Genomic DNA, 24,927 nt, shown 5'->3' on the forward strand with positions numbered 1-24,927 from the left:
TGGGATATTATGATTCTAAATATAATTATAAAACGAAAAAATATATTGCTGGCTGTTAGTTTTTTGATGATGTTTGCCTCTTTAAGGAATAACATCAAGGCCTCTACAACATGTCATTCAAAGGATTCTCTTAATGATGAGAAGAATATTCATAGTTCATTTTTTGATACAAACAAACTAATTACCTGCTACCCAAACCCTGCGGTATCTTACATCAGTTTTAAATTTGACAATAATGTACAAAATTCCTCAAAGCTGCACATTTATAGTTTTACGGGTAGGGAAATGAAGGAGTTTAATATAACCAACAGTTTAATAAAGATAACGCTGGAGAATTTTTTTAGAGGGCTATATGTCTACCAACTTAGAGATGCCGATGGTAAAATTCTGGAGAGCGGCAAATTCCAAGTAAAAAATTAATTCTTTAACTCCTCTAGCTGACATATAACAATAACCTTAAAAACAACATATGCCTTTAATAAAAAGCATTTCTGGAATTCGTGGAACTATTGGGGGGCAACCCGGCGAAACTTTAAGCCCTTTGGATGTAGTGAAGTTCGCTGCGGCTTATGGTACTTGGATAAAACAAAACAACAAACAAAATTGCAAAATTGTAGTTGGTCGCGATGGTAGAATGAGTGGAGACATGGTTCAACGTTTAGTCATTTCTACATTAAATGCAGTTGGTTTAGACGTCATAGACGTCGGCCTTAGCACTACCCCGACTGTAGAAATGGCCGTATTATTTGAATCTGCAGCCGGTGGCATTATCATCACAGCAAGCCATAACCCAAAAGAATGGAATGCGCTGAAATTGCTTAATGAAAAAGGAGAATTTATTAGTGCGGAGGTTGGTAAGAAAATTCTAGATATAGCTGCTGAAGAATCATTTGATTTTGTAGCTGTGGATAAATTAGGTAGCTATGCTATCAATGAAACAGCATTAGCAAAACACATTGACGCAGTCGTAAAATATCCGCTAGTTAAAGTCCAGGCAATAAAAGAAAAAGGGTTTAAAATTGTAGTGGATGCCATCAATAGTACAGGTGCTATCGCAGTGCCGGAATTATTAAAAGCACTGGGTGTGGAAGATGCCAATATCATCGTTTTAAATAAAGAGGTAAACGGAAAATTTGCCCATAATCCGGAACCCTTGCCAGAGCATTTAAATAATTTATGCAATGAAGTAAAACAAAGAAAAGCGGACCTGGGCATAGCAGTAGATCCTGATGTGGATAGGTTATGCTTCGTTTGTGAAGACGGTTCTTTGTTTGGTGAAGAATACACATTGGTTGCCGTAGCAGATTATATTTTGCAACACAAAAAAGGCAATACAGTAAGTAACATGTCTTCGACCCGCGCATTACGTGATATCACTGAAAAAGCAGGTGGAATTTATACGGCAAGCGCCGTAGGTGAAGTAAATGTCGTCGATAGGATGAAAGAAGTAAATGCAGTCATTGGTGGGGAAGGAAACGGGGGCGTTATCGTTCCGGACTTGCATTACGGCCGTGATGCCTTAATTGGTATTGCACTGTTTTTATCCCTGTTATCCGATAAAAAAAGTGCACATCATTTGCGCAGTCATTATCCTAATTATTTTATTTCAAAAAATAAAATAGAACTGGAAAACGGCATTAACATTTCAAAAGTATTCGAACATGTTATTTCTAAATACAAAAACAATCCCATTAACAAAGAAGATGGATTGAAAATTGAATTTGATAAAGATTGGGTACACTTACGTACCAGCAATACCGAACCAATTGTGCGTATCTATGCGGAAAGTACATCTCCTACTACCGCAGAAAACATTGCAAAACGCATAATGCAAGACATAAAAGAAACAATGTAACTTTAAACTTAATTAGCGCCCTATACAAAAAGCATAGTGTTTTAATATAGTAGTAGCACGTATCTTTGCAATTATTAATTTGCGTACAATTTAAATTGTACGCATTTTCATTTCAATGTATGACTAATTTTCAACAGAAATTTTTAAGTAATGAATAATAGGATTTATTTTGACAATGCAGCTACTACTTCTCTGGACAAAGAAGTTTTAGACGCGATGATGCCTTATCTGACTACAAATTTTGGAAATCCATCTTCTATATACAGCTACGGCAGAGAAACGAGATTGGCCGTAGAAAACGCCCGAAAAACAGTCGCAAAAATTTTGAACGCGCACCCTGCAGAAATATTTTTCACCAGTGGAGGAACTGAAAGCAGCAATACTGCAATTACTGCTGCAGTACGTGACTTAGGCTGCAAACATATTATAACCTCAACAATTGAGCATCACGCCACGATACATACAACTGACCATTTACAAAGCACTGGCGAGGCAGAATTAAGTCATGTAAAACTACTCCCGGATGGACACATAGACATAAAAAACCTGGAAGAATTATTAGAACATCGTCGTGGAAAAACATTGGTTACACTCTTACATGCCAATAACGAAATCGGTAACATTCTGGACATTCACGCAGTTGGACAACTTTGTAAAAAATATGATGCTATTTTTCATTGTGACACTGTACAAACTGTAGGTCACTACCCTTTCAATTTAAGAGAAACACCAGTACACTTTATTACCTCCGCAGGTCACAAATTTCATGGACCAAAAGGCATCGGCATTTTATATATTAATGAAGATGTAAAAATAAAGCCATTTATTAATGGGGGCTCACAAGAAAGAAATATGCGTGCCGGCACAGAAAACGTTTATGGCATTGTAGGATTTGCCAAAGCCTTACAAATGGCCACAGACAATTACGAAAAAGAAAGTGCCTATATTCAGGAATTGAAAAGATATATGTATGATAAGCTAGTGGGCGAAATACCCCGTGTAACTTTTCACGGAGATGTATTAGGCGAAAGCCTTTATACAGTCTTAAATGCCGGCTTCCCGAAAAACGAAAAATCAGAAATGCTTTTATTCAATTTAGATATTAATAACATTTGTGTTTCAGGCGGTAGCGCCTGCACAAGTGGTGCCAGTCAAGGATCACACGTTATCAACGCCCTCTATCCAGATGAAGATACGGTTGCAGTACGCTTTTCCTTTTCAAAACAGAACACTAAGGAAGAAGTTGACGTAGTAGTAGCCAAATTGAAAGAAATTATCTAAACAGGAGATGACTTCTGTTATGTCATTTTCGCGATAAACTATGCTTAGCCGTCTGTATTAGCCGAGCCCTCCTGCACGGTTTTAAAAATGATTTGAAACAACTTCAATTATAAGCAATAATACTACTGCACCACAAATTCCAGAATATCCCCCGGTTGGCAATCTAGTGCTTTACAAATAGCATCAAGCGTGCTAAAGCGAATGGCTTTCGCCTTCCCCGTTTTCAAAATAGATAGATTAGATAATGTCAGTTCAACCTTCTGTGAAAGTTCGTTCAGAGACATTTTTCGTTTAGCCATCATCACATCCAAGTTTACAATAATTGGCATAGCTTATACAGTTAATTCGTTTTCTGTTTGTATTTCAACTTCCCTTTCAAAAATAGCGGCAATAACGTAAATAACAGCTGCTATTAATATATATTTGACTGCCCACCCAAAACTGAATTAGATTCTCGATAACATAACCTTGGTGCAGTAAACTTTTGTTTGCATGGCGAGCTATTAGTGCAATATTAATCAATATTTATTGATTAGCAATAAACAGGCCTTCGTCAATGAAAAATTGAAACAATGAAAATTTATTTTCAATATCGCATAATCTGATCGGTCAAATGATAAAAGGCAAGTATCCAACTTGAACAAACAACTGAAAGAACTTTTTTCCTATCTTGCGACAAATTTCTACTTATCGCTATGAATGTACTCTTGAGAAATGTAACAATTATAGATGATTCTTCCCCCTATCATTTAAAGAAGAAAGATATTTTAATTGAGAATGGTATTATTCAAACAATTGGCGAGCATCTATCAAAAGACGATATACAAATTATTCAAGCCGACCAAGCTTTCGTTTCTACCGGTTGGATAGATATTTTTACACATTTTTCCGACCCTGGGTTGGAACATCGTGAAACGCTAGAATCTGGTGCTGAGGCAGCTTTTGCTGGGGGATTTACGAAAGTTTTTACTATCGCAAATACACATCCGGTCGTTGACAACAAAGCCCAAGTAGCTTATATTAAAGAGAAATCAAAATCACTGCCGGTTCAAATTTTTCCAATCGGGGCTATTACAAAAAATGCAGAAGGCAGCAATCTTTCCGAAATGTATGATATGTACAATGCGGGAGCCATCGCATTTTCAGATGGGTTGCATCCGATACAATCGCCGGGATTATTCCTCAAAGCATTGCAATATGTAAAAGCATTCGATGGTGTTTTAATACAGCAACCTTTTGACACGACCGTTGGTACTTATGGTTTAATAAATGAAGGAATTATTTCTACTCAGCTGGGATTGCCAGGACTGCCGGCCATCGCAGAAGAGCTGATAATAATGCGCGATATAGAACTGTTGCGTTATACCGAAAGCAGATTACATATCACAGGAATTTCTTCGGCGAAAAGCGTCGAATTAATTGCAAGGGCAAAAACAGAAGGTCTGCAAATTACTTGCAGCGTTACCCCTTATCATTTATTATTTACCGATGAAGATTTACAATCTTACGATACCAATTTAAAACTCAACCCGCCTTTAAGAACAAAATCAGATCGTGAAGCACTGAGGAAAGGTATTTTAGAGGGAATCATTGATGCCATTGCAACCCATCATTTCCCTCAACATAACGACGATAAAGACAAAGAATTTGAATATGCTAAAAATGGCATGATTGGTTTACAAACGGCTTATCCTGTTGTTCTGGAATCAATCCCTGGTTTAAGCGCTGAGCAAACAGCCGATTTATTTTCTTTTAATGCATCCAAAATATTTCAATTAAATAGATCTAAAATAGCAGAGGGCGCTGAAGCGGACCTAACTGTCTTTAATCCAGCAGGAAACACTATTTTTACTAAAGAAAAAAATAAGAGTAAATCAAACAACTCTCCTCTTTTTGGCAAGCCCTTAAAAGGAGAAATAATAGCGACAATTTCAAAAAATAAAATTTTTATTAACAAATAAAGCTTCACCGTATGGAAAAGAAACAAAATGCACATTTAATGGGTGCACTAATAATTTCGCTGATCATTATTGTCATTGAACTTGTCCTTTATTTTACCAACCAAATGCAAAATAAGGGATTGGGATTGATTTCATATTTGGTATTCATTATAGGTATTTGTATGATTTGTTTACAATATTCGAAAGAAAAAGACGGTAATGTAACTTTTGGCAATTTATTTGCACAAGGCTTTAAAACCTCGGCGTTGGTGGCCTTGATCATGATCATATGGAGCGTTTTAATGTTTAAAGTTCTTTTCCCTGATTTGCCTGATCAATTAATGCAGTCTCAACGTGCAAAAATGTTATCACAAGGACTATCAGAGGAGCAAATGGCAAAGGGTGCAGCCATTGGGAAAAAATTCTTTATGACCTTTGTTATTGGCGGAACGATTTTTATGTATGCAATATTGGGCGCAATTGCTTCATTGATAGGCGCCGCTATCGCAAAGAAAAATCCGAAAGCAGCCAATCCTTTTGGCGAATAAAATATAAACATGTATAACTCAACTATGATTAATATTTCCATCATTGTTCCTTTATTTAATGAGGATGAATCGCTGCGCGAATTAAGCGAATGGATTACACGTGTCATGAAAGAAAACAATTTCACGTACGAAGTAATTATGATTGATGATGGAAGTACCGATAATAGTTGGATGGAAATCCAATCCATAGCAAAAATCAATACCAATTTCAAGGGCATAAAATTTCAGCGTAATTACGGAAAATCTGCTGCCCTAAACGAAGGATTTAAAGCGGCTATGGGGGAAGTCATCATCACCATGGACGCGGATATGCAAGACAGCCCGGACGAAGTGCCTGAATTGTATAAAATGATAATGGATGGCGGCTTCGATTTGGTAAGCGGTTGGAAAAAAAAGCGTTACGACAATAAACTCACCAAAAATCTACCCTCAAAATTATTTAATGCCGCGGCAAGAAGGAGTTCCGGTATAAAATTGCACGATTTCAATTGCGGATTAAAGGCCTATCGTAATAAAGTAGTCAAAAGTATAGAAGTATATGGCGAAATGCATCGCTACATTCCGGTTTTAGCTAAATGGGCGGGATTTAAAAACATTGGAGAAAAAGTGGTAGAACACCGTGCCCGTAAATATGGCGTTACTAAATTTGGTTGGGAGCGTTTTGTGAATGGATTTTTAGACCTCGGAACGATCTCATTTATCAGCCGTTTTGGGAAGAGGCCCATGCATTTTTTTGGCCTTTATGGCAGTTTGTGCTTTTTAGTGGGTTTTATCTGTAGCATTTATTTAATTATTTCAAAGTTTATACACCCACTTGTCGGACTGACTAATAGCCCGTTATTTTATATTTCACTTACAGCTATGATTATCGGTATGCAATTATTTCTTGCAGGTTTTATTGGAGAATTAATCACTAGAAATGCTGCGGATAGAAATGTATATTTAATTGAAAAGAAACTAGGAATCGATTAATTTTACGACAACTAATGAGTTTTAAATAGGGAACCTGTTGTTTAAAACCCATAATTTATACTTCATATAATGTCAAAACTAAGAATCAGTCAACGCGGGGCAGAGATGCCCGAATCCCCTATCCGTAAACTTGTCCCCTATGCTGAAGCTGCAAAAGCTCGAGGCGTTAAAGTATATCATCTCAACATTGGACAACCAGATATTGAAACACCTCCATCCATTCTAAAAGCCGTGGCAAATACCCATTTAAGAGTATTGGAATATAGTCATAGCGCGGGTAATGAGAGCTATAGGAAAAAATTAGTGCAATATTATAAACGCAATAAAATTGATGTAACACCAGAAGAAATACTGATTACGACTGGAGGTTCTGAGGCTATCTTGTTCGGTTTTATGGCCTGCTTGGATGCTGGCGATGAAGTAATTATTCCAGAACCTTTTTATGCCAATTATAATGGGTTCGCCGTAGAAGCCGGAGTCAGAGTAATCCCCATAACATCGTCCATTGATAACGGTTTTGCTTTGCCTCCTGTAAAAGATTTTGAAAAATTGATTACCCCCAAAACCAAAGCAATTATTATTTGCAACCCTAACAATCCTACCGGTTACCTATACAGCCGCGAAGAGATGGAAACGATTAAGGAGATAATTTTAAAACACAACCTTTATCTTTTTTCTGATGAAGCCTATCGCGAATTTTGCTATGAAGGATCTCATTTTAGCGCCATGCAACTGGAAGGCGTCCAGGAGAATGTAATATTAATGGATACCATAAGCAAGCGTTATAGTGCTTGTGGTGCCCGTATCGGAGCATTGGTAACGCGCAATCAACTTGTGTTACAAACAGTTTTAAAATTGGCACAGGCACGCCTAAGCCCACCTGGCCTAGCCCAGATACTAGGGGAGGCTGCTACAGATTTACCTGCAAACTATTTTGACGCAACAAGAGCCGAATATAAAAGAAGGAGAGACATTTTAGTAAAAAGGTTAAATGCAATGGAGGGAGTCTTCTGCCCAAATCCTGGCGGCGCTTTTTATGCCATGGCAAAATTACCTGTTGACGATGCAGAAAAATTTTGTCAATGGTTGCTGGAAGATTTTTCATACAAGGGTCAAACACTTATGATGGCGCCCGCACCGGGATTTTATGCTACAAAAGGATTAGGCTCAAATGAAGTACGTCTTGCATATGTATTGAATACAGAAGATATTGAAAACGCGATGGATTGCCTTGCAATAGCACTAAAACAATATGCTAACCGATAATTAAATATAACTCAATCGTACAATAGCCCGAAAGAATTTAATTCTGTCGGGCTATTTTAATCTACAATAAGATTAAACAGGAATGCTTATTTAGATCCAGGGAGGATTCAATACTTATTCTTTAAAACAAGTTTTACATATTGTTAGTGTTTTAATAACAGTTACAACATTAACTTTGTGGTCATAATAAAACAAAGCAAAAAACTAGTTTTACCTTTTTTTCATATGGCAAGCAATCGAAGACGGTCTGTGGTTTCTACCATGGACCTTTTTTATTCGATAATCGGGTGAATATGCTCCTTTAAATAGATAACTACAAAGCTGCCCCTTCAAACCTTTTTTCAATATATTTTGAGTGCATTATGCGTAATACACCCAAATAATCCATTTTAAATTCAATAAGATCACCTGTTTTGACATGTCGAGGGTTCTCTCCTAAATCAATCACCATCATATCCGAACTCACTCCCGCAATGCGCATATCAGGGTCACAAGGAATCAAATGATCTGATTCAATATCTAAAAGGCCTAAATCGATAATGGCACGATGTGCGTTTTCATTTGCATTTGTAGGGTCAAACGCAAGTTTTTCACCACTTAGGTTATGACCTATTTCGCCCATTGGCACCATGGGCTTTTCACTCATTTCGATGACTTCCGCATAGAGTTTAAAAACGTCATTATGCATATTCTCATATGCAGTATTGTTATAAACATCGGTACCCAAATACAATGTTTCACCTACCCTGAAATGATTAATACCATTTGGCAACAATCCTTTGTCCAGCAGCGAAATCGTAACGGAAGCTCCACCCGAAACAAAGGGTATCTTTTTATTATATTTAACTTCAATCAACTGTTTATAAATACACAATTGTATCAACTTATCATGGTTGGGTAGTACGCCATACATACATGTAAGATTAGCGCCAATTCCTATTACTTCAATATTGGGCAACTTAAAAACATCGGAATAAAATTCTACCAAATTTTCGCGCATCACACCTTCGCGCAATTCCCCCAGTTCAATCATGATAACTACTTTGTGTATCTTATTAGCCTCTACCGCCGCTTTTGAAAGCAAGTTCATAGTGGATAATTCAGTATTAAAACTAATGTCGGCATATTTCACGACACTTGTTACTGAACGTTTTGGGGGCGGCTTTATATAAATCGTTTCTACGGAAGAATTGATAGATTTAATCGTTTTCAAATTGGAAACTCTCGAATCACAAACTTGTTGAACACCCAGATGAATAAGGCTCTCAAGATATTTTCTGTTCCCGCACAATAATTTACTTACTACCGCCCAATGAATATGATGACGTCCAAAAAAATTATCCAGATGTATATAATTATCTTTTAGCTTTTGTGTATTCAGTGTAATAAACGCCATACCCATTTTATTTGTTGATAAACCGCATTTCCAAGTACTTATTAACGAAGCCAAATTTTTCGTACAACTTTTTGGCCGGATTTTGTGGTTCCACATGCAAGGCAATATCGCCATGTATGTTATCCATTATTTTTTGCATCAATTGTTTACCGACGCCTTGGCCGCGATAATTTTGGTGTGTAGCAATATATACCAAAATATTTTCCGGAATATATTCTTTCATTCCCGTTTTATTGACTACCGCTGCGGCTACCAATTTGTCATTATCCATCGTTAAAAACAAATAGCCCCCCGGCGACGCCTCGCTCATTGCGTAATCAATCGCCTTTTTTATAGCGGAAATGGTATCGCCATATTCTGCTAAATGTATAAATAGGAAATCCGCCAATTGTTCCAAATCTTTATCGGGCACAAATGACTGCGACGTGAAAACTTTTATAAATAACATAATATAATATTTCCTCTCTTAAAGAGAAATTACCGCACACTTACAAATAATTATTGCTGTCTTGTATAATTAGACGAATTGCTTTCAGGTATAAGCGTGTTTTAAAAAATTGGCCATTTAATTTATTGAAATTGGCCTTGGTATTTCCAGTTAAATGTAATGCAATAGTCAAGCGCCTGAAAAGCTTCGGTGGCTAAGATACGAAAATTAATTTTAAGGCCATTTTTGCTAGCAGACCTACAGTCCCATCTACAGAAGTAAAAGGCCCGAACAAGTATATTTGTTCGGGCCTTTGTGAATCTTACTTAACAAAATTTTATAAAGAAAATACAGCTTTTATTTTATCGCAGAAGTTAGATTTAATCATTATCTCTGCTTGAATAATCATGTTTTTAAATGCTTTATCATTGCTAATCCCATGACCGATGACTACTGGCTTAGTAATACCCAAAACCGGCGTACCTCCGTAGTTTTCATAATGAAAGCGATGAAAAAACTCATCATTTTCCATTTGCCGGTGAGCAGCTATATCATAGATGGATTCTGCCATCTTCAAAACCACGTTTCCCGTGAACCCATCACAAACTATTACATCCGCATTATCCTTAAACAGGTCCCGCCCTTCTATATTCCCACAAAAATTAATTTGCGTATTTTCTTTGAGTAAAGGATAGGTTGCTTGACAGAGGATATTTCCCTTACCTTCCTCTTCACCAACATTTAGAAGTCCCACTCTAGCATTGGGGATATTTAATACATGTTTAGCATACTCACTACCCATCAATGCAAACTGATTCAACTGTTCGGGCTTGCAATCCGCGTTCAACCCCACATCCAACAAAAGCCCGGTTCCACCATTTAACTTTGGAACAAGGGTCGGAATTGTAGGACGAAGGACTCCCTCAACAGCTTTTATAGAATACATAGCACTTACCAACATCGCACCTGTATTTCCTGCGCTGATAAACGCATCAATCTGCCCAGAAGCTAAAAGTTTAAATCCTATCGCAATAGAAGATTTTGGCTTTTCCTTTAAGGCTTTGGTAGGGTGTTCGTTATAGCCAATGACTTCTTCAGCGTGAACGATACTTACCCTTTCATCGGTAACTAAATCACAACTTTCCAGCAAAGGCTTTAACTCAGCTTCATTACCAATACACAACACCGAACTCTGGTTGGAATTATTATTGAGGTAAAGAGCTAGACCTTTTACCGCTTCACAGGGGGCATAATCACCACCCATCATATCTATTCCAATGTTGACGTTGGGCATTGTGTGTTTTTAATTGAAAAATAAATTGTTCAATATAGGAACTAAATTGTTTTGAAAAAACTACGCTTTTAAAGGCGCTTTTTCTGCAACAAGTTTCCCTTTGTAGTACAATTTACCTTCGCTTACATGTGCACGATGGCGTAAATGTGTTTCACCAGTAGTACCATCTTTACTCAATGTTACTTCTTGTGCTACATAATGCGTTCTTCTTTTGGCACTACGTTGTTGTGAATGTCTGCGTTTAGGATTTGGCATGACTATTTCAATTTTTAGTTGTTATTGATAATTTTTAATTGACAAATTTTAATTCAAATCGGCTTCTTCTTCCAAGTCTTTTAATTTGTCTAAATCTTTCCAAACATTATGTGTAGATGCCTGTGCATCTGCTTTCATCTGATCCAGTTTCTTCAATACTTCAGGATTACATTTCGATCCACCCTGTTCATCTTCCCCACAATTTCTTTGTGCCGGAATACTTAAATTTACAAATTCATAAATCCAATCGGCAATATGCAAATGGCTTTCATTATATTTTATATAATAAATATCGGGATCTTCCTCTTGATTATTCATCTCATCGGGGTTTTCCACCATTTTTACAACCATATTAAATTCATCCCAAAGATCCTTTACAATGGTATTGGCACAACGATCGCAAAGCACATTTACTGTCCCTGCAATGTCAAATTTCAACAATAAGAGCGATGCATTTTTTTCTAAAGTTAGTTTTATGCTAACATCGCAATTATCAAAATCTTGTTGCCCATAATCTGCAAAGAACTTATCGCTTACCTTATAATCAAAAGTATGAACACCTGGTTTTAAGCCCACAAATGCTATTTCGTATGCTCGGTGGTTATTCATATCCTCAAATTTAGGCGCACAAAGGTAAAAATTTATATCTGAACCAGCAAATATTGTTTTAATTTCAATACTGGCGATTATTTACTCTCCAATTGTATTACCGGGACAATCATCTCTTCCAAACTTACACCCCCATGCTGAAAAGTGCTTTTATAAAAATTTACATAATAGTTATAATTATTCGGATAACACAAAAAACCATCCTCTTTGGCAAATACAAAGGATGAATTTACATTGGGCGATGGCAAACCGGCTTCTTGAGGGTTTCGAAAAGATAGAACATCTTTAGCATTAAAATTCAAGTTACGGCCATGCTTATAGCGCAAATTAGCGGTCGTTTGTTTGTCTCCAATAATTTTGTAAGGTGTACATACCTGCACACTTCCATGATCGGTAGTGATAACCAATTTTATTTTTTTACCAGCGATTTTTTTCAGTGCCTGCTTTAAAGAACTGTGCTCAAACCAGCTTTTGGTGATACTCCTGTAACCAATTTCATCTCCCGCCAATTCTTTTAAAACTTCTAATTCGGTACGTGAGTGACTAAGCATATCCACAAAATTGTAAACAATAACATTCAAGTCATTATTCAACATGTCATGTATATGGCTTACCAAATGTTGCGCCTCATGGTTATTAACCACCTTCGTATAGCTGAATTTAATGTCTTTCTTTTGAAGTCGACCTATAAACGATGCTAGAAAATCTTCTTCATGTAAGTTTTTCCCGCCCTCCTCTTCGTCATTCTTCCATTGATTAGGGAATTTCTTTTCAATTTCTACAGGCATCAACCCTGAGAAAATAGCGTTACGGCAATATTGCGTCGCGGTGGGCAAAATACTATAATAACTGTCTTCTTTTACTATTTTAAAAAGATCGGCAAATAGGGGCTGTATGGTTTTCCACTGGTCGAAGCGCAGATTATCAATGAGAATAAAGAAAACAGGTACATCGTCTTCTAATAAAGGAAGAACCTTCTCTTTTAACAAATTGTTACTCATTATCGGCTTGTCAATCGTGTCATCGCGCATCCAGTCCAAATAATTTTTCGAGATAAATTTAAAGAATTCCGCATTGGCATCCTGCTTCTGTGTTTGCAATATCTCCTGCATTTCCGGACTATTGCTTTTTTCCATTTCCAATTCCCAATACACCAATTTCTTATAAATATCCATCCATTCGTTATGGTCGGGTTTATCATTCAGTGCTGTAAATAAATGGCGAAATTCTTGCTGATAATCGGTTACTGTTTTCTCAGCGATTAAACGCTTATTATCTAAAATTTTCTTTAAACAAAGTAACACCTGATTCGGATGGACAGGCTTTATTAAATAATCTGAAATTTTACTACCAATGGCTTCCTCCATTAAATTCTCCGTCTCATTTTTTGTAATCAAAACCACGGGAGTCAATGGATAAATTGCTTTTATTTTAGACAAAGTTTCCAAGCCACTAATACCCGGCATCGATTCGTCTAATAAGACCACGTCCGGTTGATTTTCTTTGATAGCTTCAATAGCATCAAAGCCATTTGTAAAGGTTGTCACCTCATATCCTTTTTGCACCAGAAATATCTGCAGCGATTTTAGGCCATCTATTTCATCGTCCACCCATACAATCTTTGCATTAGCCATTTTCGTCTTATTTCAATATAATTAAAGATACTGTTTCCTTAATAGTTTTATTACAACCAGTTTTATTTTGGATAAAATTTACAATTTACTTTCGGCCAGTATTGCATACAACACTCTGCTGATAAGACTTTCCGTCACCTTATTCTCAAAAACTACGCCATTATTTCCGATTAATGCAATCTGTATATTTATTGCTGGGAGATCAGTAAAAATGCAAATAGCGTAAAAACCTTAATGTCACATTAGCATTTTAATTTTTAACTTTGAAGGAGAAAAATCTATTATTTTTATGAATCTAAATAATTATACCATTAAGGCGCAGGAGTCGATACAGGCCGCACAGCAATTGTCTTTCGACAACAACGATCTTAATATTGAGACCAATCATTTACTCAAAGCGCTAATCAATGAAAAAGATAGTTCTATTGAGTTTTTGTTGAAGAAAAATGATAGCAACATTGCCTATATCCAATCTAAATTAGATGAAAGTTTAGAGCGCTTGCCCAAAGCGTCGAGTGGTGAACCAGCGCAGCAAGTTGGTCGCGAATTGAATAATACATTACTACGTGCAAATAAAGATATTAAGCAATTCGGTGACGAGTTTATCAATCCGGAACACTTATTATTGGCTATTTTAGAAGGTTCTGATGATACGGCAAAAATTTTAAAAGACGCCGGCCTTACTGAAAAAGGGTTGATTGCTGCCATAAAAGATTTACGTAAAAGCGGAAATGTAAATTCGCAGACCGCATCTCAACAATTTAATGCCATACAGAAATACGCCAAAAACCTGAACGAATTGGCGCAAGCTGGCAAACTAGATCCAGTTATCGGACGTGATGAAGAAATTCGTAGGACTTTACATATTCTTTCTCGAAGAAGTAAAAACAATCCTATTCTTGTCGGTGAACCGGGTGTAGGGAAAACGGCAATAGCTGAAGGCTTAGCACATAGAATAGTGAATGGGGACGTACCGGAAAATTTAAAGTCAAAAATCATTTTCGCTTTGGATATGGGCTTATTAATTGCAGGTGCAAAATATAAAGGCGAATTTGAAGAAAGATTAAAAGGGGTAATAAAAGAGGTGGCTGAAAGTAATGGAGAAATCATCCTATTTATCGACGAAATACACACGCTAGTTGGCGCTGGAGGTGGTGATGGGGCTATGGATGCGGCCAATATTTTAAAACCTGCACTGGCGCGAGGTGAGTTGCGTGCCATTGGTGCAACTACCCTAGCCGAATACCAAAAATTCTTTGAAAAAGATAAGGCATTAGAGCGTCGGTTTCAAAAGGTTTTAGTCGATGAACCTACTATTGAAGACGCCGTTTCAATACTTCGTGGATTAAAAGAACGTTATGAAGCGCATCATCACGTGTTAATAAAAGATGAAGCAATAATCGCCGCGGTCGAACTTTCCAATCGCTATATTACTGATCGCTTTTTACCGGATAAAGCCATTGACTTAATCGACGAAAGTGCAGCCAAACTCCGCTTAGAGATGAATTCGATGCCGGAAGAGTTAGATGAGCTGGAAAGAAGAATTCGTCAATTAGAAATTGAACGTGAAGCTATCAAGCGCGAAAACGACAAATCTAAACTAAAAGATTTAAATACTACTATCGGCAATCTGATGGTGGAACGCGACACCTATAAAGCTAAGTGGCAACAGGAAAAAGAAATTGTAGAAAAAGTGCAAAATGCCAAAGCAGAGATTGAACAATTAAAATTACGAGCCGAAAAAGCGGAACGCGAGGGTGACTATGGACAAGTCGCGGAGATACGTTACGGCAAGACAAAGGAACAGCAGGAAATTATTGATAAATACACCCAAGAGTTGTCCGCTATTTCGGAGAAAAGGCTTTTGAAAGAAGAAGTAGATGCCGAAGATATCGCAGAAAATGTGGCTCGTGCTACTGGTATTCCTGTTAGCAGAATGTTGCAGAGTGAGAAGGAAAAGTTGTTGCATTTGGAAGAACATTTACACGAAAGAGTTATAGGCCAGGAAGACGCCATTGTCGCCGTTTCAGATGCTATACGCCGTAGCCGAGCTGGCCTGAGCGATCCAAGAAAACCAATCGGGTCCTTCATTTTTCTTGGGACAACCGGTGTCGGCAAAACAGAGCTGGCAAAAGCATTAGCCGAATTTCTTTTCGATGATGAGACAATGATGACACGTATTGACATGAGTGAGTACCAGGAAAAACATAGTGTTTCGCGGTTGGTAGGGGCACCTCCCGGTTATATTGGCTATGATGAAGGCGGCCAGCTAACGGAAGCAGTTCGCCGCAAACCATATAGTGTTGTGCTTTTCGATGAAATCGAAAAAGCGCACCCCGATGTGTTTAATGTATTGTTGCAGGTCTTAGATGATGGTCGTTTAACTGATAATAAAGGTCGTACGGTAAACTTCAAAAATACCATTATCATCATGACCAGTAATATCGGTAGCCCACTAATTCAAGAAGCATTTGAGGCACATGCCAAGGATATTGAAAAAGCCGAAGAAGTGGCCAAAAATGATGTAATGGAATTATTGAAAGAAACCATTCGTCCCGAGTTTTTAAATAGAATTGACGAAATCATTATGTTCCATCCGTTATTGAAAAAACAAATCCGCAATATCATCCATATTCAATTGAAACAATTAAAAAAACAGATCGCTGAAAATGGCATCCAGATTGAGTTTAGTGATTATGTGATAGATTATTTGGCAGAAAATGGCTATGATATTCAATTTGGTGCCAGACCCTTAAAAAGGTTTATTCAAAAATCAATCGTGAATACTTTAAGTAAAAAAATTCTTGCCGGAGAAATAAACAGAGAGCATCCTGTTTTAGTAGATGTATTTGATGGTATAGTGGTGTTTAGAAACGAACATCCGGAAGAAATAAAGAAATAATATTTGGACGTCTAATAAGAATTAAAGCCGAAAACGAAATGTTCTCGGCTTTTAATTTTTGCATATTATTAATCCTTATAATTTATCGATTTTTAATAATTAAATAAAACTTATTCAACAATGAAGTGGCAAGGCCTTTCACAGACGTCGGCGAAGTCTTTCCTCATAAAATATGGGAACCACCAAGAATTGTTGTCTCATCAATAAGACAACAGCTGTCATCCAATAAAGTAAGAAAATTAGGCCAATCTATTGGAGATAATGGCGTCAATTTTTTGAAAAAGATGATGTGGCTTATACACACGCCAATCTTCTATTTCCATCAATTCTATAAAATATTGCAGCTTGTATTTCCTAAATTCCTGTTGTGCGGGAAGCGACAAATTCAACATTACTAACCAACCATTCCTGTCAGCGATTTCTTCGTACCATTCTTCGTAATAATCTTTCCCATCGTAATGAAAGTTCAAAACATTTTCTCCTATAAGAATAAAATGGGTAATGCCTTCATTGGTCAAAACATCCGCTAAATCATACTTTAAGGTCATTATATCATTTTCAATAGCATCATTCCATTCCCCAATCAATTCTATGATGGCAAACTTCATTTCATAATCGGCACATAAAATTTTGCAGTACAAAGTTTTACTACCAAACTCATCCCACTGGGGATGTATATAATAATTATAAATGGCTTGTGAATACTCAAATTCACTGTATTGCCGACCGTAAAAAGGCGAACGCTCATCTTCTTCTGAAGTATATAAATGTCTCCAATTAAAAAAGGTTCTATGTTGTGCACAAAATAGTTTTTGTTAAAAAGCTCTACTAAAGATACAGGCAAATAAAAAGAAATAAAAGCATTGGAAAGGCTTTTCTAAGTTTTTTAACGAAAAAAAATCGATTTATCTTCACCCAATTTTTTGCCGAAAATTTCCTCTTTTCTGTAAAATAAATCGGCTTTCGTCATCAAATACCTCAATAGCTTCGAAATCAGCATAACCTTGTCATATGAATAGGGAGAACAGACGTCGTCGAAAAAGGGATTCTTAGGTATTGTAACGTTAATTTTCGCATTCTTCCGTGTTCAATGATCATGTTGAGCTGCAAAGAAGTTCGGATAAATCATAGAAAAACAAATAATCGCCTTTTTACGAACAGCTACCTGTGCATTTCCCTGTAACCAAAATACTTACATCAAATTAAATCATTTTTAAATGAAATAAAACTTCCTCAAGCCGCAGATAACTTTTATTTTTGCATCCTATGAGTTTATATACCAAGCGCGGCGTTTCGGCCCAAAAAGAAGAAGTGCATCAAGCGATTCAAAACCTCGATCAAGGTTTATACCCTTATGCTTTCTGTAAAATGTATCCCGACTATATCGGTGGTGACAAAGACTATATCAATATTATGCACGCTGATGGTGCAGGCACCAAAAGCATTTTGGCATATTTGTACTGGAAAGAAACCGGGGATAGTTCCGTATGGAAAGGTATTGCGCAAGATGCGATTGCAATGAATTTAGATGATCTGCTCTGCGTAGGTATATGCGATAATATTCTTTTTTCTTCTACCATCGACCGCAATAAATCCCGTATTCCGGGCGAAGTACTACAAATAGTCATTAATGCTACGCAGGACTTTTTTGATGAAATGAAAAGCTACGGCGTACATATTCATTACCTCGGTGGCGAAACGGCTGATGTGGGTGACGTGGTGCGCACAATTGCTGTAAATGGCACGATGAGCGCGAGACAAGAAAAAAGTAGAATTATTTCTAACGAAAAAATATCGGAAAATAATGTTATTGTGGGCTTTGGCAGCTCCGGGAAAGCCCATTATGAAACCGACTACAATAGTGGCTTGGGCAGCAACGGGCTTACCAGCGCACGTCACGATGTACTAGATAAATATTATGCAGGAAAATATCCGGAAACTTTTGAAGGGATTTTACCGGAAGAAGTAGTTTATATCGGTCAGCAAAAAATGACGGATGAAATTGCGATTGAAGGTTTTGGCAATATTACAGCAGGAAAATTACTACTTTCACCTACTCGCACATATGCGCCTTTGATGAAAATATTACTGGAAGAACAATTTGACGCGCTCAATGGCGTCATTCATTGCAGCGGTGGCGGACAGACAAAATGCATGAAATATTTACCCAAAAATTTAAAAATTGTCAAAGACAATTTATTTGACATCCCACCCATTTTTGAATTAATACAAAAAAATTCGGGTGCAGACGAAAAGGAAATGTACCAAGTGTTTAATATGGGCCATCGCCTGGAAATATTTACAAATGAAAAGGCAGCGCAAAAAATGATTGAGACAGCAAATTCTTTGGGCATTGAAGCAAAAATTGTTGGTTATACAGAAGCATCGGATAAGAAAGAATTACATTTGAAAACCCTTGCGGGTTGGATTACTTATTAAAGAATTAAGAGATTACTTCAATCCTGCTACGCCCTTGTAAAGACCGACTCATTTGGTCGTTATCATTTGCAAATGCAGTGAAGCAATTTCAGAAAATTAGAAATGATTTATCTTGATTATAATGCTACAACACCCGTGGATGAAAGGGTATTAAACGAAATGCTCCCTTACTTTTCGCAACAGTTTGGCAATGCTGCAAGTGCACATCCTTTTGGTTTTGATGCCAAGAAAGCAGTAGATATTGCAAGAGAGAAAATAGCCCAAAAATTGCATTGTGAAGCACAAGAAATCATTTTCACTTCAGGCGCCACTGAAAGCATTAACCTTGCTATAAAAGGCGTGTTTGAGATGTATGTCGAAAAGGGCAATCACATTATTACCGTTGCAACAGAACATAAAGCAGTTTTAGACACCTGTAGGAAAATTGAAAAACAAGGAGCCCAGATTACTTATCTCCCTGTAGATAAATATGGATTAGTTAATATAGAAGCATTAAGAAAAGCTATTCGTCCGACAACAATTTTAATCGCTGTAATGTATGCCAACAATGAGACTGGTGTCATTCAGCCGATAAAAAAAATTGGAGAAATTGCAAAAGAGAATAATATAATTTTCTTCTCTGACGCCACTCAAGCAATAGGCAAAATAGAAATGAATGTAAAGGAGGATTACATAGACTTACTCTGCTTTTCCGGGCACAAAATATACGCACCAAAAGGTATTGGCGGATTATATATATCCAGGAAGAATCCGAGAGTTGCCTTAGCTGAACAAATAAACGGCGGTGGTCACCAGCGCGGCTGGCGCAGCGGGACATTGAATGTACCCTCAATAGTCGCTTTAGGAAAAGCAATAGATTTATTTTCTAAAGATGAAGATATCCGGATCAAAAATTTACGCGATAAGTTAGAAACCGAGTTATTGCAAATTGAAGGGACTTCGCTCAATGGTGACAAAATAAAAAGATTAGTTAACGTAAGCAATATCTCATTTGCTAATATCAACGGCAAAATGTTGATAGCAGATTTAACTAAAAAAATAGCAATTTCTACTGGCTCTGCTTGCAGCGCCGCATCGGTGGAACCCAGCCATGTTTTGGAAGCGATGGCGGTAGATGAACAGCTCTCAAAAAACTCGATACGTTTTAGTTTAGGAAGATGGACAACAGAACAGGAAATAAATTTTACGATCGATTTCGTAAAAGAAACGATAACTAATTTAAAAATCACTACCCATTTTAAATGAATCACACTACACTCGTATATATCACTTTCGGGATTGTATTGATAATCGCCTTGATACTTGATCTCGGCTTGATGAGTAAAAAAGGAAAAGAAATTACTATCAAGGCCGCCATGATTCAAACTATTTTTTGGATTGGGCTCTCCTTGGCTTTTTGGGCATTTGTCTGGATAGAAAACGGTTCGGAACATGCCACTAAATACATCAGCGCATACCTAATGGAATGGAGTCTGAGCATCGATAATATCTTCGTATTTATTCTTATTTTTAGCGCTTTCAAAATTAAGAAAAGCGATATGGGGCGCGCGTTGCTGATCGGCATCCTATTGGCCATTGTATTTCGTGTAATATTCATTGCCGTGGGTATTGGATTAATTGACCGCTTCCACTGGATAATGTATATTTTCGGCTTCTTTTTATTATACACGGGCATTAAACTCTTCTTTCAAAAAGAATCGCACGACGCGAATCCACAAGACTCAAAGTTCTTTAAATGGATACAGAAAATATTGCCTTTCAGCCACGTAGAGCCAAAAGGAAAATATTGGATTAGAGAAAATGGGAAATTGACGTTTACTATTCTTTCATTGGTCGTAATTGTACTGGCTGTAACAGATATTGCTTTTGCTTTAGATAGCATTCCCACTGTTGTGTCCCTGGTAAAAGATAGTGCTGAAGCGACTTTTAGCAGAACCGATATAATGATTATTTATTCAAGCAATATTTTTGCGGTGCTTGGTTTACGTAGTTTGTTTTTCTTACTCAAAGGCGCTGCTAATAAATTCACCTATTTACAGCAAGGCATTGCTGTAATATTAGTTTTTATCGGTGTAAAGATGCTGATTGAATTCTTTAAAATTCATATCCCTATATTCATTTCTCTTGGGGTAATTGTGTTTTGTGTGGGTGTGAGCATTCTAATTTCCTACTTAAAGTCTCATCAAAAAAAAGCAATGCCTAGCAAATAAGGATTTGCCAGGCAATTAAAATCGTTTGTTCTAATTTAAACTGAGGTGCTTTTCTTATTATGTGCAGCCGCAAGCAGCAGTGCACCACCCATTAATCCTATGTCTTTTATCAACATTGCAGAACCACTTGCAAAATCTTTAATTGCAGCAGGTACGTGAATGCTCAAAATAACTACCAGCAGGAAAAAGGATAAGAGATAAGCAGCCAACTTAGCTTGCACATTGATGATAAAAGCTATTGCAGCAAGAATCTGTGCAATACCAGTGAGGTAAATCCAAAAGGTACCGGGAGAAATAGGTACCATTCCAGCCATTTTGCTGCCCATTATTAAATGATTAATGCCAAAAAACAAGAACGGTATGGCAAAAATAATTTGGGCAATACGGAGTTCAATATTTTTTTTCATAAATAAAAATTTATGTTAAGGTACGCCTTTTTTTATCAAGGAAAATTCATTTTAGACAAAATTTGCCGCCCGGATATAAAAATCACCTATGCTTCCTCTCCATCGGGATAGATTCTTCTCAAATTTAAGTTACGTGAAGGAGAAACAATAAGTGGGAATTTCTCTACGTGCACATAACTGGAGTCAAGTCCAAAGCCACGTTCTTCACTGAGGCTGATGTGTTTTATCCAAAAATAATAGCGCATTATCAGTTTTTCGATAAATGGCAATTCATTATCCGTTGAAAGGAACTTTTCTAAAACAATAAACCGGAAATCACCCGCTACATTATTGCGTTCAAGGCTCTCATAGCGGCTGGTAATATTTACTTCTTTGTTTGCATACAGCTCTTCTACCACGCGTTTCATCATCAACTGTATCTTCTGCTCCACACGGAAACCAAGTCTAAATTCTACCCGAATAATATCATTAGGAATAATGTGCTCTACGGAGAATTCGGTTGTATAGGGGTCGTCTAAGATATCAACGTGTACAAACCAGTAAATATCTGCACGTTTAGGCTTCCTATTTAAAATAGAATATATAATCTTATGTTCAATTTCTTTTGGATTGTTAGCACTGGTCATATACACCAAATGCGTAGAATACATGGGAATCGATTTATCATTGCTCAATTCCTGGATCATGGGAATATAATGTTCAAGCCTTACAAACTCTACATAACGGTTTTTAATTTTACGCGCACGAAACCAAACGTACATTACGCCAAATAAAATACCGCCAACAATAATTGCTACATATCCCCCGTGTGGAAACTTATTAAGATTAGCTCCAAGAAATGATAATTCTATCGTGAGATATACCGTGAGGTATAATACAACCCATCTCTTTTTTGTTCTTTTTCCTATTAAATAATTGGCGAACAAAATGGATGTACTTATCATACATAAAGTAATAGCTAAACCGTAAGCTGCTTCCATTTTCGTGGATTCCTGAAAATGTAACACAATAGCCAAACATCCTATCCACAATAAAGTATTGATGCCGGGAATATATACCTGACCTTTCTCTTCGCTTGGATATTTAATCTTCATTTTGGGCCAAAGATTCAAACGTAATGCTTCGGAAATAAGTGTGAAAGAACCTGAAATCAACGCCTGCGATGCAATAACAGCAGCGAAAGTAGCAATAATAATACCTATAAATCTAAAACTGTCAGGCATGATGGCAAAAAAAGGATTTCTACTCAAATCCAATGTACCCAAATGATTTTGTTCCATTAACCAGGAACCTTGTCCCATGTAGCTTAAAATCAAGCATATCTTCACAAAAACCCAAGTGATATGTATGTTTTTTCGTCCGCAATGTCCCAAATCAGAATACAATGCTTCTGCTCCCGTTGTACATAGAAACACGGCTCCCAATAACCAAAACCCGCCCGGGTAATCCGTCAATAGCCTTATAGCATAATAAGGGTTGAATGCTCTAAAAACACCTAGATTATCCAATAAGTGTCTTGACCCTAAAATAGCCATCATTAAAAACCAAAGCAACATTACGGGACCAAATAACTTACCAATAGAATTGGTACCGAACTGTTGCATGAAAAATAATATAGAAATAATAGACATTACGATGAGCACAATTACATCGAGTCCAATATCTTTAAATGCAGGGATAAGTTTCAGTCCTTCGATAGCAGAAGTTACTGTGATTGGAGGTGTAATGATACCATCGGCTAACAACGCTGCACCACCTATCATTGCGGGAATAACCAACCATTTGCGTTGTCGTCGTACTAAGGCGTATAAACTAAAAATGCCACCTTCACCATTATTATCGGCACGTAATGTAAGTACAACGTATTTGATGGTTGTCTGTAAGGTAAGCGTCCATATTATACAGGATATCCCGCCAAGAATCAATTCATCGAATCTTCCAGCAGGAATTGTATTGTGATTCATAATTGCATCTAATACATATAAAGGAGAGGTACCTATATCTCCATATATTATGCCTAATGCTATTACCAGTCCCGCAAAGGAAGCTTTGTTTATTCCGCTTTTATTCACGTTTAAAGTACTTAATTAACAATATGTTTCCGATCAACGAAAACATAAGTTTCGTCATTGTTCTCTATAATCAAAAACAGGGAGCAAAATTAGTGTTTTAAATACATACAGCTGTTAGACATCCAGTAAATTTTTTTTATTTACAAACAAATGGAAGCTGTTGTATTACAAACTTTATCTTTGTAGCTAAGCAAGTTTAAAATTGTAAAGTGGTAAGCCTTTTTAAAGAAAGAACATCAGCGGGGGTATTTCGGTTAATTATCTTAAGTATTGTAGTGCACGTGCATTTCTTTGTTGCAGCCCCAACTGTAGCCATTGACGCACAACATCCAATAATGTACGCTTTATTACAGCCTTTATCAAAACTACCGGCAATTATAATTGCCCTACTTTTCCATATTATCATCATTATCCAAGCATTGCGTTTAAATTATATATTGGGAAACAACAGACTCTTCCCGAATACTAATTTCACAACAGCGATGTGTTATATACTTTTTACGGGTCTATTACCTGCCTGGTCCAATATTAGTGTCGCTTTAATAATAAATATATTTATTATCTGGCTTATTGATTTACTCACCAAACTATACAATACCCATCACTCCGGAAAAGCAATTTTTGATATCGGCCTCTTAACAGGTCTGAGTATATTATTGGTACCGGCCTGCGCTCCATTGGCCATCATTGTTTTGTTGGCTATTTTGATTCTGCGGGCATTCAAAGTCAATGAGTTATTTACATATATTATTGGTTGTCTTCTACCTTATTATTTTTTAAGTGCGGGTTTATATTATTTAGATAAAATAAATTTATTGCCTAGTTATTTGCCCAAACTCACCTTTCATTTACCAGGTTTCGATAGTGAAGCTTCCTTATTCACAATGGCAATATCGATATTAACCCTTTCTTTCATTGGATTTATTTATTTACAGAGCAATATTGGCAAACTTGTCATAATGGCTCGCAAATCCTGGATTATCATTACTATCCTGTTTATTTTTCTCGCGCCCATTCCATTTTTTATTAAGGGCTATAATTGGCCAATCACCTTATTTGTAATACCGGCAGCTGCTGCCTTAGCGGCCAATTTATTTTATTATAATAAAAATAAAATCTTTTTATCTATTTTATTCTGGCTGCTTATTTTTATTAATTGGTTCAATAGCTTTGACGCAATTCATTATTTAACAAGAGCATCATCCAAGTAATTAAATATAGATTCGACGAATGGTCAAATTATTCTTCAAATATTTTACCTTTGTGCTCGAATTAAAAAATTAAATCCATGAAATTTGGCGTTGTAGTTTTCCCAGGCTCTAATTGTGACCGTGACATGCAGGACGCTTTGCAAAACGACTTAAACAAAGAGGTGCAAATGCTGTGGCATAAAGACAAGGATTTAAGTACTTTCTCTACA

The 24,927-nt window shown here is 36.8% G+C and carries 22 protein-coding genes; 12 read left to right on the forward strand and 10 right to left on the reverse strand.

What is annotated here, in order from left to right; translation table 11 throughout:
• The 3 genes from ACQR30_RS10480 to ACQR30_RS10490 all read left to right on the forward strand — a co-directional run.
• On the forward strand, window positions 1-420 hold a 420-nt coding region (locus tag ACQR30_RS10480; protein WP_429734792.1), incomplete at its 5' end, for a T9SS type A sorting domain-containing protein.
• Between the two features lie 49 nt (window positions 421-469).
• The gene (gene glmM, locus ACQR30_RS10485) at window positions 470-1,855 is read left to right on the forward strand and encodes a phosphoglucosamine mutase (RefSeq protein WP_429734794.1); all 1,386 of its coding nucleotides are present in this window, start codon (window positions 470-472) and stop codon (window positions 1,853-1,855) included.
• A gap of 150 nt (window positions 1,856-2,005) precedes the next feature.
• Entirely contained in the window at window positions 2,006-3,136 is a 1,131-nt protein-coding gene (locus ACQR30_RS10490; protein ID WP_429734796.1) for a cysteine desulfurase family protein, read from the forward strand.
• Window positions 3,137-3,258: 122 nt separating this feature from the next.
• On the opposite strand, the gene ACQR30_RS10495 is transcribed toward ACQR30_RS10490, so the two are convergent.
• A complete protein-coding gene (locus tag ACQR30_RS10495; RefSeq protein WP_429734798.1) occupies window positions 3,259-3,465 on the reverse strand; it encodes a helix-turn-helix domain-containing protein in 207 nt (68 codons plus the stop codon).
• A 366-nt stretch (window positions 3,466-3,831) separates the two neighbouring features.
• Between ACQR30_RS10495 and ACQR30_RS10500 the strand changes: the two genes are divergently transcribed.
• From ACQR30_RS10500 to ACQR30_RS10515, 4 genes are all read left to right on the forward strand, one after another.
• A complete protein-coding gene (locus tag ACQR30_RS10500; protein ID WP_429734800.1) occupies window positions 3,832-5,097 on the forward strand; it encodes a dihydroorotase in 1,266 nt (421 codons plus the stop codon).
• Window positions 5,098-5,108: 11 nt separating this feature from the next.
• On the forward strand, window positions 5,109-5,624 hold the full coding sequence (locus tag ACQR30_RS10505) for a DUF4199 domain-containing protein (protein ID WP_429734802.1): 516 nt from the start codon (window positions 5,109-5,111) through the stop codon (window positions 5,622-5,624).
• A gap of 9 nt (window positions 5,625-5,633) precedes the next feature.
• Window positions 5,634-6,596: a glycosyltransferase family 2 protein gene (locus ACQR30_RS10510; protein ID WP_429734804.1), complete on the forward strand. Its 963-nt coding sequence runs from the start codon at window positions 5,634-5,636 to the stop codon at window positions 6,594-6,596.
• A gap of 69 nt (window positions 6,597-6,665) precedes the next feature.
• Entirely contained in the window at window positions 6,666-7,862 is a 1,197-nt protein-coding gene (locus tag ACQR30_RS10515; protein WP_429734806.1) for a pyridoxal phosphate-dependent aminotransferase, read from the forward strand.
• Window positions 7,863-8,175: 313 nt separating this feature from the next.
• On the opposite strand, the gene ACQR30_RS10520 is transcribed toward ACQR30_RS10515, so the two are convergent.
• The 6 genes from ACQR30_RS10520 to ACQR30_RS10545 form a co-directional block, all read right to left on the reverse strand.
• The gene (locus tag ACQR30_RS10520) at window positions 8,176-9,258 is read right to left on the reverse strand and encodes an alanine racemase (RefSeq protein WP_429734808.1); all 1,083 of its coding nucleotides are present in this window, start codon (window positions 9,256-9,258) and stop codon (window positions 8,176-8,178) included.
• Window positions 9,259-9,265: 7 nt separating this feature from the next.
• Window positions 9,266-9,706 (reverse strand): GNAT family N-acetyltransferase, encoded by a 441-nt coding sequence (locus ACQR30_RS10525; RefSeq protein ID WP_429734810.1) that lies wholly within the window; start codon window positions 9,704-9,706, stop codon window positions 9,266-9,268.
• 316 nt (window positions 9,707-10,022) lie between these two features.
• A complete protein-coding gene (gene plsX, locus ACQR30_RS10530) occupies window positions 10,023-10,979 on the reverse strand; it encodes a phosphate acyltransferase PlsX (RefSeq protein WP_429734812.1) in 957 nt (318 codons plus the stop codon).
• 60 nt (window positions 10,980-11,039) lie between these two features.
• Window positions 11,040-11,234, reverse strand: a complete 195-nt coding sequence (gene rpmF / locus ACQR30_RS10535) for a 50S ribosomal protein L32 (RefSeq protein ID WP_119989572.1) — start codon at window positions 11,232-11,234, stop codon at window positions 11,040-11,042.
• A gap of 48 nt (window positions 11,235-11,282) precedes the next feature.
• Window positions 11,283-11,843, reverse strand: coding sequence for a YceD family protein (locus ACQR30_RS10540; protein ID WP_429734814.1), 561 nt, complete (start codon window positions 11,841-11,843; stop codon window positions 11,283-11,285).
• 77 nt (window positions 11,844-11,920) lie between these two features.
• Window positions 11,921-13,477, reverse strand: a complete 1,557-nt coding sequence (locus ACQR30_RS10545; protein ID WP_429734816.1) for a response regulator — start codon at window positions 13,475-13,477, stop codon at window positions 11,921-11,923.
• 289 nt (window positions 13,478-13,766) lie between these two features.
• Between ACQR30_RS10545 and clpB the strand changes: the two genes are divergently transcribed.
• Window positions 13,767-16,379: an ATP-dependent chaperone ClpB gene (clpB, locus tag ACQR30_RS10550; protein ID WP_429734818.1), complete on the forward strand. Its 2,613-nt coding sequence runs from the start codon at window positions 13,767-13,769 to the stop codon at window positions 16,377-16,379.
• 239 nt (window positions 16,380-16,618) lie between these two features.
• On the opposite strand, the gene ACQR30_RS10555 is transcribed toward clpB, so the two are convergent.
• A complete protein-coding gene (locus ACQR30_RS10555; RefSeq protein ID WP_429734820.1) occupies window positions 16,619-17,020 on the reverse strand; it encodes a hypothetical protein in 402 nt (133 codons plus the stop codon).
• A gap of 625 nt (window positions 17,021-17,645) precedes the next feature.
• Between ACQR30_RS10555 and ACQR30_RS10560 the strand changes: the two genes are divergently transcribed.
• The 3 genes from ACQR30_RS10560 to ACQR30_RS10570 all read left to right on the forward strand — a co-directional run bounded on the left by ACQR30_RS10560 (window position 17,646) and on the right by ACQR30_RS10570 (window position 21,028).
• Window positions 17,646-18,818 (forward strand): AIR synthase related protein, encoded by a 1,173-nt coding sequence (locus tag ACQR30_RS10560; protein WP_429734822.1) that lies wholly within the window; start codon window positions 17,646-17,648, stop codon window positions 18,816-18,818.
• Between the two features lie 102 nt (window positions 18,819-18,920).
• Window positions 18,921-20,063 (forward strand): cysteine desulfurase family protein, encoded by a 1,143-nt coding sequence (locus tag ACQR30_RS10565; protein WP_429734824.1) that lies wholly within the window; start codon window positions 18,921-18,923, stop codon window positions 20,061-20,063.
• Window positions 20,060-21,028, forward strand: a complete 969-nt coding sequence (locus ACQR30_RS10570) for a TerC/Alx family metal homeostasis membrane protein (RefSeq protein ID WP_429734826.1) — start codon at window positions 20,060-20,062, stop codon at window positions 21,026-21,028. The genes ACQR30_RS10565 and ACQR30_RS10570 overlap by 4 nt, the downstream gene beginning before the upstream one ends.
• A gap of 35 nt (window positions 21,029-21,063) precedes the next feature.
• Here the strand turns inward: ACQR30_RS10570 and ACQR30_RS10575 are convergent, their stop codons facing one another.
• Both ACQR30_RS10575 and ACQR30_RS10580 read right to left on the reverse strand, forming a co-directional pair.
• Window positions 21,064-21,435, reverse strand: a complete 372-nt coding sequence (locus ACQR30_RS10575; protein ID WP_429734828.1) for a DoxX family membrane protein — start codon at window positions 21,433-21,435, stop codon at window positions 21,064-21,066.
• Window positions 21,436-21,521: 86 nt separating this feature from the next.
• Window positions 21,522-23,507 (reverse strand): KUP/HAK/KT family potassium transporter, encoded by a 1,986-nt coding sequence (locus ACQR30_RS10580; RefSeq protein WP_429734830.1) that lies wholly within the window; start codon window positions 23,505-23,507, stop codon window positions 21,522-21,524.
• Between the two features lie 209 nt (window positions 23,508-23,716).
• Here ACQR30_RS10580 and ACQR30_RS10585 point away from each other — a divergent pair, with 209 nt between their 5' ends.
• On the forward strand, window positions 23,717-24,718 hold the full coding sequence (locus ACQR30_RS10585) for a DUF6427 family protein (protein ID WP_429734832.1): 1,002 nt from the start codon (window positions 23,717-23,719) through the stop codon (window positions 24,716-24,718).
• Window positions 24,719-24,927 lie beyond the last annotated feature (209 nt).

The organism is Arachidicoccus sp., from assembly GCF_050436765.1.
In the GTDB taxonomy this organism is placed as follows: Bacteria; Bacteroidota; Bacteroidia; order Chitinophagales; family Chitinophagaceae; genus Arachidicoccus.

Bases quoted from the DNA above. Each gene is read 5' to 3' on its own strand.
- glmM (WP_429734794.1), top strand. From the start codon at position 470: ATGCCTTTAATAAAAAGCATTTCTGGAATTCGTGGAACTATTGGGGGG.
- ACQR30_RS10490 (WP_429734796.1), top strand. From the start codon at position 2,006: ATGAATAATAGGATTTATTTTGACAATGCAGCTACTACTTCTCTGGAC.
- ACQR30_RS10495 (WP_429734798.1), bottom strand. From the start codon at position 3,465: ATGCCAATTATTGTAAACTTGGATGTGATGATGGCTAAACGAAAAATG.
- ACQR30_RS10500 (WP_429734800.1), top strand. From the start codon at position 3,832: ATGAATGTACTCTTGAGAAATGTAACAATTATAGATGATTCTTCCCCC.
- ACQR30_RS10505 (WP_429734802.1), top strand. From the start codon at position 5,109: ATGGAAAAGAAACAAAATGCACATTTAATGGGTGCACTAATAATTTCG.
- ACQR30_RS10510 (WP_429734804.1), top strand. From the start codon at position 5,634: ATGTATAACTCAACTATGATTAATATTTCCATCATTGTTCCTTTATTT.
- ACQR30_RS10515 (WP_429734806.1), top strand. From the start codon at position 6,666: ATGTCAAAACTAAGAATCAGTCAACGCGGGGCAGAGATGCCCGAATCC.
- ACQR30_RS10520 (WP_429734808.1), bottom strand. From the start codon at position 9,258: ATGGCGTTTATTACACTGAATACACAAAAGCTAAAAGATAATTATATA.
- ACQR30_RS10525 (WP_429734810.1), bottom strand. From the start codon at position 9,706: ATGTTATTTATAAAAGTTTTCACGTCGCAGTCATTTGTGCCCGATAAA.
- plsX (WP_429734812.1), bottom strand. From the start codon at position 10,979: ATGCCCAACGTCAACATTGGAATAGATATGATGGGTGGTGATTATGCC.
- rpmF (WP_119989572.1), bottom strand. From the start codon at position 11,234: ATGCCAAATCCTAAACGCAGACATTCACAACAACGTAGTGCCAAAAGA.
- ACQR30_RS10540 (WP_429734814.1), bottom strand. From the start codon at position 11,843: ATGAATAACCACCGAGCATACGAAATAGCATTTGTGGGCTTAAAACCA.
- ACQR30_RS10545 (WP_429734816.1), bottom strand. From the start codon at position 13,477: ATGGCTAATGCAAAGATTGTATGGGTGGACGATGAAATAGATGGCCTA.
- clpB (WP_429734818.1), top strand. From the start codon at position 13,767: ATGAATCTAAATAATTATACCATTAAGGCGCAGGAGTCGATACAGGCC.
- ACQR30_RS10560 (WP_429734822.1), top strand. From the start codon at position 17,646: ATGAGTTTATATACCAAGCGCGGCGTTTCGGCCCAAAAAGAAGAAGTG.
- ACQR30_RS10565 (WP_429734824.1), top strand. From the start codon at position 18,921: ATGATTTATCTTGATTATAATGCTACAACACCCGTGGATGAAAGGGTA.
- ACQR30_RS10570 (WP_429734826.1), top strand. From the start codon at position 20,060: ATGAATCACACTACACTCGTATATATCACTTTCGGGATTGTATTGATA.
- ACQR30_RS10575 (WP_429734828.1), bottom strand. From the start codon at position 21,435: ATGAAAAAAAATATTGAACTCCGTATTGCCCAAATTATTTTTGCCATA.